Here is a 15,393-nt window from a genome sequence, read left to right on the forward strand (position 1 = left end):
TATTTTATCAAAATTTTCGCTCAATAACGTATCTTTGCAGTCTAAATTTAGTACAATGTCACAGAGAAAAATGATAACGGCTGCATTACCTTACGCCAATGGTCCTGTTCATATTGGTCACCTTGCAGGAGTGTATGTTCCAGCCGATGTCTATGCGAGATTTCAAAGAAGATTAGGAAACGATGTTGCTTTCATTTGCGGAAGTGACGAACACGGTATTCCTATTACCATACGTGCCAAAAAAGAAGGTGTTACACCTCAAGATATCGTAGATAAATATCACGGAATTATTAAAAAATCCTTCGAAGATTTAGGTATTTCGTTTGATGAATATTCAAGAACGACTTCACCAAAACATTACGAAGTAAGTCAAGATTTTTTTAACACCTTATATAATAAAGGAAAATTTACTGAAGAAGTCTCTGAACAATATTATGATGAACAAGCAGGAGAATTTCTTGCAGACCGTTATATTGTGGGAACTTGCCCAAATTGTGGTAACGAAAACGCTTATGGTGACCAATGTGAAAAATGTGGTTCTACCCTTTCTCCAAGTGAGTTAATCAATCCAAAGTCGGCTTTAAGCGGAAATGTTCCAGTTCTGAAAGAGACCAAAAACTGGTATCTCCCTTTAAATGACTACGAAAATTTCTTAACCGATTGGATTATTGAAGGTCACAAAGACGATTGGAAACCTAATGTATATGGACAAGTAAAATCTTGGTTAAATGATGGTTTGAAACCTCGCGCTATGACCCGCGACCTTAACTGGGGCGTTCCAGTTCCACTTCCAGATGCAGAAGGGAAAGTGCTTTACGTTTGGTTTGATGCGCCGATTGGATACATTTCTTTCACCCAAGAATGGGCTGAGAAAAATGGAAAAAATTGGAAAGATTATTGGCAAAATGATAATTCGGATTTGATTCATTTTATTGGTAAAGATAATATCGTGTTTCATTGTATTATTTTCCCAAGTATGTTAAAAGCTCACGGTGATTATATTCTTTCGACCAATGTTCCAGCATTTGAATTTTTGAATTTAGAAAACGATAAAATTTCAACCAGTAGAAATTGGGCAGTTTGGGCTCACGAATATGTTGAAGAATTCCCAGGGCAGCAAGATGTTTTGCGTTATTCACTTCTATCATCTGCGCCAGAAACTAAAGATAATAATTTCACTTGGAAGGATTTTCAAACCAAAAACAATTCTGAATTGGTGGGAATTTTCGGAAATTTCATCAATCGTGTGGCTGTTTTGATTCATAAATACTACAATGGTGTGGTTCCAGAAGGAAACCCTAATTCTGAAGAGCTTGCCGAAATTGAAAAGGCTAAGAACGAAATCGCAGAATCTTTAGAAAAATTTGAATTCAGAAATGCATTGTCTGCTTTGATGAATTTAGCAAGATTCGGTAACCAATATCTTCAAAACGAAGAGCCTTGGAAAACTATTAAAGACAGCCCAGAGAAAACAGCTCAATCTTTATTCGTTTCTGCTCAGATTGCAGTAGCTTTAGCCCAATTGAGCGAACCTTTTATGCCATTTTCTTCTGAAAAATTATTAAATACCTTTAATATAGAACAGAAAAACTGGAACGAAATTTCAGGCGTTCTTATCGAAAGTGGACATCAAATTAATGAATCACCACTCCTGTTCTCAAAAATTGAAGATGAAGTGATTGAAGCTCAAATTCAAAAATTAGAAGCAACTAAACAAGCCAACGCTAAAACCAACCCTAACGCAAGCCCTATGAAAGACGAAATACAATTCGACGATTTTACGAAAATAGACCTAAGAACTGCTACCATCCTTGAAGCTGAAAAAGTAGAAAAAGCAGATAAACTTTTAAAACTGAAAGTAGATACTGGTGTTGATATGAGAACCGTAGTTTCTGGTATCGCAGAAAGCTTTACCCCTGAAGAAGTTGTAGGAAAACAAGTAATGATTCTTTTGAATCTCGCTCCAAGAAAAATTCGTGGAATTGAGTCTCAGGGAATGTTGTTATTGACTACAAAACCGGATGGAAAATTATCTTTTGTAACTCCTGACGAAAAAGTGGAAAACGGAATTGAGATTGGATAAATAGATTTCAGATATTAGATATCAGATTATAGATAAAAAAAGATTTCAGAATTTTCTGGAATCTTTTTTTATTTGAATTACATTTTCACTTAATAATTTCTATTTTTATTCTATGAAAAGGCTTCGATATTTCATCACAATATTTTCGGTTTTAATAATTGCTCTTAATTCTTGCAAAGACAAGAAGCCAGTAATTAGACATAAAAAAGAAGAAACAAAATTAGACACACTTAAACCAACTGCTATTGCAGAAAAAGTAGATTCTGCAGAATTGAAACGTCAAGAGAAGGAAGAAATAGAATGGAAAATACACGAAAAAGAAATTGCTCGGATTGAAAAAGAGGGCAAAAAAAATTTCGTTTACAATCAAAAAGATAAAAAGTTTCTATTTCAGCTTTTTTGTACACGACAAAAGAATGAAATTGTAGTTTTTAAAAAGATGAAAATTTTAAAAGATGGAAAATTTCTGCAAGAGATAAAATTTGATGTTGATTCAAATTACGTTTATCGTACATACGAAATAGATATTGAGAGCAATAAAGACTGCAATTTTGATGGAGTTAATGATTTACAAATAATTAATTGGCATGGAATGGTGGATCGATCTTTTAGTCTATATATTTATGAAAAAAAATCTGAAAAATTCAAATTCATTCCCTCATATAGTAAAATATTAAATCCAGATATTGATAATGAAAAAAAAGAAATTCATTCTGTTTATCATATTGGTCCCTCAGATTACTATCATGATGTATACAAATGGCAAAGTGGGAAATTTGTTTCCGTTGAATAAATTACAATCTAGACACGAAATTAATTGGCTCTTAAAATAGAATTACTAAAGATTATTAATGAAATTACAGTTGGTAATAAGGACATTAAATTTTAATATAGATAGATTTCAGATACTAGATTTCAGATTTTAAATTAAATTTGTTTAAATATTTAAAAGATTTCAGAATTTCTGAAAGCTTTTTTTATTGATCTCAATGAAAAGTAAGCACGATTTTTGCTTTCGTTTAGAAAATTACTGTGATGAAAAATCTCTTTTTAGTTTTCAGTTTCTTTTCATTGATCAGCTGCAATCAATCTTCTGATAAACAACTTTTGGCAGTTTCGGAAAGTGAAATGGTGTCAGAAAAACTAGTAATGGTTGATAGTGCTAGTGCTGCGGCAGAATATGAGGCTCCGCCGCCACCTCCTTCCAAAGAAGAGCCTCGCTCTCCCAAAAAGGTGGATACTATTTCCAAGAAGATTATCAAAAATGGTGAAATGGGAATTATCGTTGGAAACATCAACACCGCTAAATCACAAATTAATGAACTCTTAAAACAGAACAACGCTTATATCCAAAACGAGAATTTCAATAACACAGAAACTTCAGAAAATTTAAATTTGGTAATAAGAGTTCCTCACCAAAAATTTGACCAACTGGTTAATTCATTCTCTGAAGGAATCGGAACGGTAGATTTTAAAAATATTTCATCTGAGGACGTAACCGAAGAATACACCAACACTGTCATCAAATTAGAAAACAAAAAAATATACCTCGAGAAATACCGAAATCTTTTGAAGTCTGCGTCTACCACAAAAGATATGCTGGAAATTCAGGAAAATATTAGAGCCTTGGTGGACGAAATTGATATCACCGAAGGAAGAATAAGATACTTAGACGATAGAGTAAATTATAGCACCTTAAACCTGTCTGTAACTAAAGAAAAAGCTAGAACATCGGTTACTTCCAAAATTGGATTCGGAAGCAGATTCGTAGATTCTATCGCAGAAGGTTGGAACTCTTTTATCAGTTTTCTTTTAGGAATTGTCTCCTTCTGGCCTTACTTGTTTCTGGTTCCTGTTATCGTTTTTGGGTGGAAAAAATGGAAAAACAGAAAGAAATAAATATTTTTCTAATTCCAAGTGATGCAAGAACAATATCAGATCTTTTGATTTAGATAAAAAGCTTTCAGAAATTCTGAAAGCTTTTTTGTGATTCAAAAACTCAGTTGAATTAGGAATCAATTTTTTGTGATTCTATTGCTTTTTTACGAGCTTCCACAGCTTGCAAAATAGAATCTGACGCACTATTAACCGCTTTAATAGCATACGAAACGCTTAATTCTGCATATTTTTCTAATGTTTCGGCGTAGGCTGTTTCGTATTCAGATTTTACATCAGCAGCTAATCGAAGAGCCTTTATCTTAAGAGCTTCTACTCCATTATCCAAATGGGTTCTCACAGAAGTCCAATCTTCTTTCAAATCGTCTCGCCAAGATTCTGTCATATTTTTAAATTCGGTTTCCTCTTTTGAAACATAATCATTTAGTTGATTTCTCCAATTTTCTAAATCCTGTTCGGATTTGCTTTCTGCTATTGCAAACTCGTCTTCTACCTGTTTGGTTTTTTTTGATAACTCCGATAAGAGTTCTGATAATTTTTTTGCCATGGTAAAGTTTTTTTTAAAAAAGTGCCTACTCTTTTCGTTTTCGGCTTCCCGATTTTTTGGTTTATAAAATTGATGATATTCTATTGCTCTACTTTTTTATTAGTACTATTTCCAAAAATAAATTTAAAGAAGTAGAGTCTTTTGTCTTTTGAAACCATTGTAAATAATATTACACAGAAAAAGGTACTGAATAAAATTACAGCATAACAAATCGACTGCATTATCTCTCCATTCTTATATCCTTGCTGAATGGGTAAAGTAGCAATTACCGCAGCTCCTAAACCCTTGGCTATCATTACCGACATTACAGATTTATCCAATACGGGAGTATTTTTATTGATGACCAACTTCACGACTAACACTCTTGCCAAAAAGACACAACCTACAATAATCGCTGTCCATTCTAATATCCGTGAATTGCCAATTTGGATACTTAATCCAACATAAACGAAAAAGAAAATTCTTAATAAAAATTCGATTTGGTCATAAAAAGTTCTCTCGGAGTTAGTAATAATAATGTTTGGGTCTGTAATATATTTTTTCAGTTTTTCTGGAATAAAAGTCTGAACATTACCAACCGTTACACCAAATGATAATGCAGTTAGTGGTCCATTAAATTCTAGTAACTCAGCTATTCCGAAAATAATAAATAGAAAGGCTAATGATGAAAACTTAGTTCTCTTTAAAATTCGGTTTCTATTAATAATCACTGCCCAAATAATCGCCCCACTAATCCCAATTATCAAAGAAAATATCATAGAAAAAACAAAATCTAAAAATATTTTTGTAGAGCTACTACTCGATTGATCCATCATATAATTCATAATACTAATAGGTAAAGCCAAGGTAAAAATATCCGTCATAGCCGATTCCATGATCAACGTTGTCTTGGTTTTTTGCTCTACTTTGACTCTACTTACAAGACCAGTTACCACAGCAGTATTAGTTCCCCCAAGTGTTGTTCCAACAAAGGCAGACTCCAAAATACTAAGTTTGAAAATATAGTGGCAAAAAACCGTAATTGTAAAAGAAGTTGCCAAAAAACCAAAAGTTGTAATACCCATTGTTGCCCGAAAGGACTGTATAACATCTGTTATTTTAAGATTGACTCCACTATTATATAGAATCCAACATAACACAACATTACTAAATACCGAACCCATTTGACCAAAATTTCGAGCATCTATTACGTGAAACACCGGTCCTAGAAGAAGACCTAAAACGATTAGTCCAATAACATCCGGGATATTATATTGTTCGAATATCACTCGAAAATAGAAACCAAGGAATATTATAATCCCAATGAGGATCAATATAACAGGAGTAGACAACATTTAGAAAGTTCAATTAATATTTAAAGGATATACCACAATAGTGCGTGACCATAATGAAAGCACCAAAACGACAAAACATTATTATCATAAAAATGCTTTGTAACAAACAAGAAAGACCTTAAAATAGCTCAAACAAATCTTTAGGCAGTACTACTAGAAAAAAGAAGAATATACATCATGTTATTAGTTTTCAGGTTATTGTTTTTTGTTCCGAAATAAAAAAGGTATTATCCAAATTATTCCTTCACTCAAAATTAGGTAAATATTTTAAATATCAATAATATTTTATGCTCTATAGAAAATTATTTTAATAATCATCGGTAATTATTAACGATTTAAACAATCAAAAACTCTTTTATTCTTTCCCTAACTACACAAAAAAAAGGTGCAAAACTGCACCTTTAATCATTTATTAAAAGAAATATTAATCCAAATCTACAGGCTGTAAAGCATCTAAATCTTTCACCTCGTATGGAATATTCTGTAAGATATATTCAATAGCTTCGATTCTTGCTTTTGACTTACGATTGGCTTTGATAATTTTCCAAGGTGCAAATTCTGTATTGGTCTTATCAAACATCTTTTCCTTATATTCTGTGTAAGAATCCCATAATTCCAAAGATTTTTGGTCTACAGGGCTGTATTTCCATTTTTTCAATGGGTCATTGATAATTTCTTTGAAGCGCTTCTCTTGCTCGTCTTTGGAAATAGAAAAATAAAGTTTCAAAACATAAGACCCAGAAGTGATTAACATTTTTTCAAACTCGTTAACCTGCTCCATGAAAACGGTGTATTGCTCCTTAGTACAGAATCCATTAACTGGTTCTACTACTGCTCTGTTATACCAGCTTCGGTCAAAAAAGACAATTTCTCCTTCGATAGGTAACTGATTAACATATCTTTGAAAGTACCATTGTCCTTTTTCTACCTCATCAGGTTTTGGTAATGCAACTACTCTGTGTTGACGAGGATTAAGATTCTCGGTAATTCTACGAATAGCACCTCCTTTTCCTGCCGCGTCACGCCCTTCGAAAACCACGATGACTCTCTTCTTATTTTCGACTACCCAGTTAAGAAGTTTAATCATTTCTTCTTGGAGTTTTGCTAATCTCTTTTCGTAACGTACAAAACGAAAAGCCTTATCTACATCCAGACTTCCGCTCTGCAAAAGCGCATAAATCCCTTTTTTAGAATTTAATATCTCAAATTGTTCTTGTGTAATTTTCATAATGTAAAATATTTAATAGGATAAAAAAGGGTATTAAAAATCGATTTGCTTAATCATTCGGAAATATCTCTGTACAACATTAGGGTCTGGATTAACCACGGCTCCAGATTGACCTTTTCCAGTGTAATTGAACTGAGAAAGAACATATCTTATCGCTTCTAATCTTGCTTTGGTCTTATTATCTGACCTTACAATTACCCAAGGTGCAAAAGCATTATGGGTCCTACTAAACATTTGGTCTTTGTAATAAGTGAATTCATCCCAAAGTTCTTGACCTTTCTCGTCAACTGGACTATATTTCCATTTTTTAAGAGGATTTTTCAATCTTCTATTAAATCGGTATAGCTGCTGATCTTTGGAAACAGAAAACCAAAATTTGATAATTGTAGTCCCTTCTTCGTACAGCATGTGCTCGAATTCTGGAACTTGTACCATATATCTTTCATACTGTTCTGGCGTACAAAATCCCATCACTGGTTCTACAACCGCTCGGTTATACCAACTGCGGTCAAAAAAAACAATCTCGCCCTTGTTGGGAAGTTCTTTCACATAACGTCGGAAGTACCATTGTCCTCGCTCCACATCTGTTGGCTTATTAAGAGCAACCAAACGCATTGCACGAGGATTAAGATGCTCAATAAAACGTTTAATCGTCCCACCTTTTCCAGAAGCATCTCTGCCTTCAAAAATAATGGCAACTTTCTTCTTGTTTTCTACTACCCAGTTTTGGAGGTTCACCAATTCAGCTTGGAGTTGCTTGAGTTCTTCCTCATACAGAAACTTGTCCAATACACTTTTGTACATTGGATCCTCGTTGTTGTCCTTCAGAAAACCCACCAAGTCCTTTCTGGTCTCTAATTTTTCAAAATTTTCTATTTCCATTTTAAGTCTATTTTTTCATTATAAATTTACGTCAATTTCCCCACATTTATTTAAAAATATAGACTGACATTTCGCATATCATTATTAAGTTTATGCAACTCCAATAATTGGCAAAACACATTTTTGAGCTAATAAAAGAATGAATACATTTGTGATAGCTATAAAGAAAACCACATAATTTTGAATTTTTAAAATGAATACAAGCATTAGAATTTTTATAAGCATCTTGTTGTTTTTCTCGGCAATCATTAATTCACAAACGACGTCAATAAGTAATGAAGAAAGACAATATCTATTGCAACATATATATCCTTTACACTCGTTAGAGCCAGAGGTAAATTTCAGTGAAGATTCTATTGTATTTGATAAGTTCTTTTCCAATGTAAAATACTTGGGCTTGGGAGAAGGTTCTCATGGTGCAAGTGAAATTTTCAAGGTAAAAGGTAAAATTGCACGATATTTTTTTGAAAAAAATAAAGGTGGTGTATTTACTATTGAAGATGCGATGTCAAAGTCATTTTTACTCAACAATTACATTATTGACAACAAAAATAATGGCAAGAAATATCTAATGAATTTAGACTATTGGATTTATCAAACTGATGAAATATTAGATTTGATAGATTGGTTTAAAACATATAATGATAATAATACCAATAAAATTATTTTTTCTGGCTTTGACATGAACACTTGCTCAGGTTCTGTAGTTGAAATCAAAACAATTCTGACGAAAAATGAAATAAAAGATGAAAGCATAATAGAATTATCCAAGAAGCTTTTAGAGTTAAGTAAATTAAAAAAGAACCAACCTTCTAAAAAAAGGGATTTAAGCTCAAAAGCATTGCTTGACATCGAAAAAATCAAAGAAGACTTGGATGATGTAAAAGATAAAAAAGACAGGTCTTGGGCTTTACAAAATTTAAGAATCTTGGAGCAGTTTATCGGAAAGACCTATGAAAAACGGAATAGATATATGTCAGAAAATATTTTCTGGATTCATGAAAATTATCCCGATTTGCCTATGCTGATTTGGGCACATAATTCACATATAAAAAAAACTGATCAAGAGACGGGATACTATTTAAAGGAAAAACTTAAAGATGAATATGTTAATTGCGGTACATTTTTTTACGAAGGTTATAGTTCAGTTATAGATGAAAGCTACAAGATCAGTTCAACTTATATAGAAAAAGCGGAGCAAGCCTCACTCGAAGAAATGTTGAACTCCTTTGAAATTCCAATTTTTATTTTGGATCTGAAATCTATTAAAAATGAAAATAACAGTTTAGCAAAAGTACTAATGGATAAGATTAATTATCGTACAATTGGCTCATCATTGATGAAAAATAATATTCGTTCAGGCATTATTACAAATGATTTTGATTATCTAATTTTTGTTAATAAAACCACCGCTTCCCAAATACTGAAGAATTAGAGTATTATGTTGATGCACAACCTTTCCATAAAAACTTTCAGGAGAGATTATATTTTCGTGAATCCAGGTCACCTTAATTAGAAAGCACCGTTGAGTGTAGGATAAATTTTGGAATTTCTATTTCGAATTTCTTTTTTGTGGTCAAATTTTCGACCAAATATTTGCCACTCATATTCCCTACTCCAGAACGCAACATTACATTGGAAAAATACGTAAAAGATTCCTCAGGAAGGATTTCTGGAGTCAGACCAATAACGCCATCACCAATGACTTCCGTAAATCCAAAACCTACATCATAAATAAGCCATTTTCTTTTCAGGATTTTGACGCTGCCTGAGCCCAAATTTTCAATTGTTATATGATAACGGAACACATACCTATTCTCTGATGGAAAACTGTTTTTAACATCGTATTCGGGAGTAACGCTTACTCTAATATTATGAGTTATTTTAGAAAACATGGGATATATGTTAAATTACTGAATGCAAAAATCTCGCCTATTTGATAGGCGAGATTCGTAAAAGTTAAATTGGAGAACTTATTATAGTTCCAAAGCTTTTCTTTCGTCTCCTCCCATCAAGATTTCAACAGGGTTATCGATGGCTTCTTTAATAGCTACCAAAAATCCTACAGACTCTCTTCCGTCGATGATTCTATGGTCATAAGACATCGCCAAATACATCATTGGTCTAATCTCTACCTGTCCATTAACAGCAACTGGTCTTTGGATAATATTGTGCATACCTAAAATTGCAGATTGTGGTGGATTGATAATCGGTGTAGAAAGCATAGATCCGAAAACTCCTCCATTGGTAATGGTGAAAGTTCCTCCAGTCATTTCGTCCACAGAAATTTTTCCGTCTCTTACTTTTTCAGCAAGTGCTTTGATGTTGGCTTCAACTCCACGGAAAGTCATATTTTCTGCATTTCTAAGTACAGGTACCATTAATCCCTTTGGACCAGAAACCGCAATAGAAATATCACAGAAATCATAATTAACTTTGAAATCTCCGTCGATAGATGCATTAACATCTGGATACATTTGCAACGCTCTTGTTACTGCTTTGGTAAAGAAAGACATGAAACCAAGTCCTACTCCATGTTTTGCAGCGAATTCGTCTTTGTATTGCTTTCTAATTCTGAAAATTTCGGACATATCTACTTCATTGAAAGTAGTCAACATCGCAGTTTCATTTTTAACAGAAACCAATCTTGCTGCTAATTTTCTTCTCAATGAAGAAAGTTTTGTACTGGTCATTCCTCTGTTTCCACTTGTACCAGAAACTGAACCCATAGAAACTGTTGCGTTTTGCGCATCTTCTTTGGTAATTCTTCCGTCTCTTCCACTTCCAGAAACTTGAGAAGCTTCAATACCTTTTTCGTCTAATATTTTTTTAGCAGCAGGAGAAGGCGTTCCTGTTGCATAAGTTGAAGCAACAGCTACTGGTTTTTCAGCAGGCTTAACTTCTTCTTTTTTCTCTACTTTTGGTTCTTCGGATTTTGCTGGAGCACTTCCTTCTGGTTTTGCAGCATCCATATCAATCAAACAAACCACTTGTCCAACCTCAACCACGTCTCCTTCTTCTGCCTTCAAAGTGATAATCCCACTCTCCTCAGCAGGAAGTTCTAATGTTGCTTTGTCCGAATCAACTTCTGCAATAGGTTGGTCTTTTTCTACGTAATCACCATCTTTTACTAACCAAGTTGCAATTTCTACTTCGGTAATGGATTCTCCCGGAGAGGGAACTTTCATTTCTAATACTGCCATTCTATAAGAATTTTGTTAAAATTTTCTGCATAAAAAATGCAGTTTTTCGTGATTTAAAATTGATGTGCTAAGTTATGAATTTTTCATGGACTGAAAAATAGTTGCGGGGAGTTTTAAAGATTATTTTTATCTATGATATTAATCTATTTTCTTAAACTCCAATTCGCTTTCGTTACTCAATCTGTCGATGGCTTTTATCGCGATCACTTTTAGCTTTTGATTGCCTTGGAATACTTCAATCTGTTTTGATAAAACATCAGACTCTAAGATCTCGTAACTCCAAGTATCTCCGTACTGGGTGTACAAAATCCAACGAAATGCCTTTTCGGTTCCTTTGTTGCTCCAATCCGCTTTAATTGTATTACCATTTCGTTGAGCTACCAACAGAGGTTTTTCCATTTTTTGAACTTTCAACCAAGGCGTTGCTGGAACCAAAGCCTTTTCGTGGTACATGCTTTTGATCGTATTCAGCATTTCTTGAGTTTTAGTAACTCCATCTACGCTATAATGGATTTCACCTTTATCATGAGGAAGCACCTGTCTAATGGTGGTCATCTGATTATAAATTTCCTGCGAACGATTGGCAACATCCTTTAAGCCAACTGTATTGAGACCTACCCAAAGATGTCGATTGTGGGTATTCTCGGATTGCCACCATTTCAAAAGTGAAGAAAAACGCTGTCCTCCTTCTTCTTTCCAATACAATTGCGGCGAATAATAATCGACCCAACCTTGGTTAAGCCAAAGTTTGGCATCTGCATAGATATCATCATGTTGAGAACTTCCTTTAACATCGGCTGGATAACCAGATTTCCAAATTCCGAATGGAGAAATCCCAAATTTAACCGAGTTTTTAGTGGTCTTAATTTCTTTGTAAACTCGCTCTACAAATTTATTGACATGATCTCGCCTCCAATCTTCCTTACTCAAAGTTCCACCAGAAGAGACATAAGCATTCCATGATTTAGAATCTGGAAAATCTCTTCCATAGTTATATTCTTTATAAGGGTAAAAATAATCGTCCATGTGCAATCCATCGATATCGTACCTCTTAACCAAATCCATAATCACCGCTGAAACATGATTCTGAACATTTTGACTTGCAGGGTCAAACCAATAGGTTCCGTTTTTTAGCTTCACCACATCATCAGACATTATTTTAACCATAGATCCAGAAGTAATCGTTCCTCCCGTAGTATGATAAGCGCGGTAAGGATTAATCCAGGCATGTAATTCCATCCCTCTTTTGTGAGCTTCAGTAATCCAAAATTCTAAAGGGTCATAACCCGGATCCTTCCCTACACTTCCCGTTAAAAAAACAGACCATGGCTCCAAATTACTCCTATACATGGCATCTGCAGAAGGTCTTGCCTGAAAAATAACCGCATTGAAGTTAGCATCTTTCAACATATCCAAAATCCTAATTGCTTCTGCCTTTTGTTGTTCAACGGAAAGATTACTTTTGGAAGGCCAATTGATATTAGCTACCGTCGCAATCCACGCTGCACGAAATTCTCTATTAATTTCAGGAAGATTAGGCTTGTAATCCGCCACTTTGGTTGGAGTAGGTTTTGGATTAGTAGTAACTTCAGATGTTGTTTCAACATTTTCACTACGGTCCCTCTTTCGGTCTCTCTTTTGAGCAGCACAAGAAAAGAAAATAAAGGAGGTTAAAATATATAGGATTGTTTTTTTCATGGGTGCAAAAATAAGGTAAATTATGCCAACAAAAAAGGTCTGTTGTATATCAACAGACCTTAGATTTTTACAATATGAGATTATCTTACCAATCTCTTCTTCTATTGTTATTATCGTTTCTTCTTTGGAATCCTCCTTCTCTTCTTTGGAAACCTCCAGAGCTTCTGTTCTCTTTTGGTCTTGCTTCTGAAACGTTAAGTACTTTTTCTTTGAATTCTCTTTGATTAAGTTCTTCGATTGCTTTAAGAGCTTCATCGTTATCCGGCATTTCTACAAAACCGAAACCTCTTGATCTCCCTGTATCTCTATCGTTAATGATTTTTGCTGAAGAAACTTCTCCGTAATTGCTAAATAATGCTTCCAACTCGGACTCAACTGTATTGTAATTGAGATTTGAAATAAAAATGTTCATAATAAAAAAATTGTTTGTTAAATTACCTAAAAGAAAAACAACAAACGATATATAATAAACATTAATTGATTTCTGAAAATAATTCTGCGAAGATATTGAAATAAATTTAAAGATACCCAATATATTTTTGAAAAAATTAAATTTTCTTTCTATGTTTTAATAAAAAAGACGCAAAAAATTTGCGCCTTCTCTATTGTATATGTACTATGCTTAGTCAGCTTTTGCCATTCTCTCAGCACGTTTTCTCTCCTCTTCAGAAAGAATTTTCTTACGCATTCTGATGAAGTTTGGTGTTACCTCGATTGCTTCGTCACCTTGGATATATTCCATACATTCCTCTAAAGAGAAAAGAATTTTTGGAGCGATGCTTCCATCTTTATCTTTACCAGCAGCACGCATGTTGTTCAATTGTTTTGCTTCAACGATGTTTACTACTAAATCTCCAGGCTTGTTTTGTTCACCAACGATCATTCCTGTGTAGATTTCCTCACCTGGATCAACGAAGAATTTACCTCTATCTTGTAGTTTAGAAATCGAATATTCTGTAGCTGGACCAGTAGTTTTACTAATTAATACACCAACCAATCTTCCTGGAATTGCTCCTTTGAAAGGCTTATATTCTGTAAAACGGTGTGCCATAATCGCTTCACCAGCAGTAGCAGTCAACATCTGAGAACGTAATCCGATCAAACCTCTTGAAGGAATCTCGAATTCCATGTGTTGCATTTCACCTTTGGTTTCCATGATGTGCAAGTCTCCTTTTCTTTGTGTAGCCAAATCGATTACACGAGAAGCGTATTCTTCTGGAACATCAACAACTAAAGATTCGTAAGGCTCACATTTTTCACCATCGATATCTCTCAAGATAACCTGAGGTTGACCAATCGTCATTTCGTAACCTTCTCTTCTCATCGTTTCGATCAAAACAGAAAGGTGAAGAATACCACGTCCGAATACCAAGAAAGTGTTAGCATCTTCAGTTTGCTCAACTCTTAATGCTAAGTTTTTCTCCAATTCTTTGTTTAATCTTTCTTTCAAGTGGTTGGAAGTCACATATTTTCCATCTTTACCGAAGAAAGGCGAATTGTTGATAGAGAACGTCATGTTCAACGTTGGCTCATCGATAGACAATCTTGTCAATGGTTCTGGATTTTCAAGATCTACAAACGTATCTCCAATTTGGAATGCATCGAAACCTACAATAGCACAGATGTCACCTGCATGAACTTCCTGAACTTTTTTCTTTCCAAGACCTTCGAAAACATACAATTCTTTTACTTTTCCTTTCAGAATTTTTCCATCTTCTTGCGCCAATCCAATCCATTCTGATTCTTTTACAGATCCTCTCGCCACTTTTCCAATCGCAATTCTTCCTAAGAATGAAGAGAAGTCAAGGGATGTGATTTGCATTTGAAGATTACCTTCCTCCACTTTTGGTTCTGGAACGTATTGTAAAATACCATCTAATAATGGTAAAATTGAATCTGTTTCTTCCAAAGAACTGTTGAACCAACCTTGTTTAGACGAACCGTAGAATGTTGGGAAATCCAACTGCTCTTCAGTAGCATCCAAATTGAAGAACAAATCAAAAACCTGATCGTGAACTTCGTCTGGACGACAGTTTTCTTTATCTACTTTATTAATAACCACAATTGGTTTAAGACCTAATTCAAGAGCTTTGTGCAAAACAAAACGAGTCTGAGGCATTGGCCCTTCAAAAGCATCCACCAAAAGTAAAACTCCGTCTGCCATCTTCAATACACGTTCTACTTCACCACCGAAATCGGCGTGACCAGGAGTATCAATTACATTGATTTTGGTATCTTTATAGGTAACGGAAATATTTTTGGAAAGAATGGTAATTCCTCTTTCTCTTTCCAAATCATTGTTATCCATAATCAATTCACCGCTTTCCTGATTTTCTCTGAAAATATTGGTTGCATGAATAATCTTATCAACCAAAGTAGTTTTCCCGTGGTCAACGTGTGCGATAATCGCAATATTTCTAATGTTTTGCATATATGATTTTTACGGGTGCAAAAGTAGGGATTTTAAATCAAATATTCATTGTTAAATTTTAGTCGAAGTACATTCAATTTTTTCGAGGTCA

General features: G+C 34.1%; 13 protein-coding genes. 4 read left to right on the plus strand and 9 right to left on the minus strand.

Annotation, left to right across the window (positions count from 1 at the left end; genetic code table 11):
* Positions 1 to 55: 55 nt before the first annotated feature.
* From metG to AC4AGG_RS07760, 3 genes are all read left to right on the plus strand, one after another.
* The gene (gene metG / locus AC4AGG_RS07750; RefSeq protein ID WP_489771424.1) at positions 56 to 2,083 is read left to right on the plus strand and encodes a methionine--tRNA ligase; all 2,028 of its coding nucleotides are present in this window, start codon (positions 56 to 58) and stop codon (positions 2,081 to 2,083) included.
* Between the two features lie 271 nt (positions 2,084 to 2,354).
* Positions 2,355 to 2,876 (plus strand): XAC2610-related protein, encoded by a 522-nt coding sequence (locus AC4AGG_RS07755; RefSeq protein ID WP_489771425.1) that lies wholly within the window; start codon positions 2,355 to 2,357, stop codon positions 2,874 to 2,876.
* Between the two features lie 242 nt (positions 2,877 to 3,118).
* Positions 3,119 to 3,982, plus strand: a complete 864-nt coding sequence (locus tag AC4AGG_RS07760; RefSeq protein ID WP_489771426.1) for a DUF4349 domain-containing protein — start codon at positions 3,119 to 3,121, stop codon at positions 3,980 to 3,982.
* 109 nt (positions 3,983 to 4,091) lie between these two features.
* On the opposite strand, the gene AC4AGG_RS07765 is transcribed toward AC4AGG_RS07760, so the two are convergent.
* The 4 genes from AC4AGG_RS07765 to ppk2 (AC4AGG_RS07780) all read right to left on the minus strand — a co-directional run bounded on the left by AC4AGG_RS07765 (position 4,092) and on the right by ppk2 (AC4AGG_RS07780) (position 7,970).
* A complete protein-coding gene (locus AC4AGG_RS07765; RefSeq protein WP_489771427.1) occupies positions 4,092 to 4,526 on the minus strand; it encodes a hypothetical protein in 435 nt (144 codons plus the stop codon).
* A gap of 80 nt (positions 4,527 to 4,606) precedes the next feature.
* Positions 4,607 to 5,860: a cation:proton antiporter domain-containing protein gene (locus tag AC4AGG_RS07770; RefSeq protein ID WP_489771428.1), complete on the minus strand. Its 1,254-nt coding sequence runs from the start codon at positions 5,858 to 5,860 to the stop codon at positions 4,607 to 4,609.
* A gap of 424 nt (positions 5,861 to 6,284) precedes the next feature.
* The gene (gene ppk2 / locus AC4AGG_RS07775; RefSeq protein WP_489771429.1) at positions 6,285 to 7,088 is read right to left on the minus strand and encodes a polyphosphate kinase 2; all 804 of its coding nucleotides are present in this window, start codon (positions 7,086 to 7,088) and stop codon (positions 6,285 to 6,287) included.
* Positions 7,089 to 7,121: 33 nt separating this feature from the next.
* On the minus strand, positions 7,122 to 7,970 hold the full coding sequence (gene ppk2 / locus AC4AGG_RS07780) for a polyphosphate kinase 2 (protein ID WP_489771430.1): 849 nt from the start codon (positions 7,968 to 7,970) through the stop codon (positions 7,122 to 7,124).
* Between the two features lie 193 nt (positions 7,971 to 8,163).
* Between ppk2 (AC4AGG_RS07780) and AC4AGG_RS07785 the strand changes: the two genes are divergently transcribed.
* The gene (locus AC4AGG_RS07785) at positions 8,164 to 9,405 is read left to right on the plus strand and encodes an erythromycin esterase family protein (RefSeq protein WP_489771431.1); all 1,242 of its coding nucleotides are present in this window, start codon (positions 8,164 to 8,166) and stop codon (positions 9,403 to 9,405) included.
* Between the two features lie 73 nt (positions 9,406 to 9,478).
* Here AC4AGG_RS07785 and apaG read toward each other — a convergent pair whose 3' ends face one another.
* From apaG to typA, 5 genes are all read right to left on the minus strand, one after another.
* On the minus strand, positions 9,479 to 9,865 hold the full coding sequence (gene apaG / locus AC4AGG_RS07790; RefSeq protein WP_489771432.1) for a Co2+/Mg2+ efflux protein ApaG: 387 nt from the start codon (positions 9,863 to 9,865) through the stop codon (positions 9,479 to 9,481).
* A gap of 81 nt (positions 9,866 to 9,946) precedes the next feature.
* Entirely contained in the window at positions 9,947 to 11,173 is a 1,227-nt protein-coding gene (gene odhB, locus AC4AGG_RS07795; protein WP_489771433.1) for a 2-oxoglutarate dehydrogenase complex dihydrolipoyllysine-residue succinyltransferase, read from the minus strand.
* 138 nt (positions 11,174 to 11,311) lie between these two features.
* On the minus strand, positions 11,312 to 12,871 hold the full coding sequence (locus AC4AGG_RS07800; protein WP_489771434.1) for a glycoside hydrolase family 10-like protein: 1,560 nt from the start codon (positions 12,869 to 12,871) through the stop codon (positions 11,312 to 11,314).
* An 85-nt stretch (positions 12,872 to 12,956) separates the two neighbouring features.
* Positions 12,957 to 13,283, minus strand: coding sequence for an RNA-binding regulator (gene rbp, locus AC4AGG_RS07805; protein WP_489771435.1), 327 nt, complete (start codon positions 13,281 to 13,283; stop codon positions 12,957 to 12,959).
* Between the two features lie 210 nt (positions 13,284 to 13,493).
* Complete coding sequence (gene typA / locus AC4AGG_RS07810) at positions 13,494 to 15,302, minus strand: translational GTPase TypA (protein WP_489771436.1); 1,809 nt, start codon at positions 15,300 to 15,302, stop codon at positions 13,494 to 13,496.
* Positions 15,303 to 15,393 lie beyond the last annotated feature (91 nt).

It is taken from the genome of Chryseobacterium sp. CG10_8 (assembly GCF_058117085.1).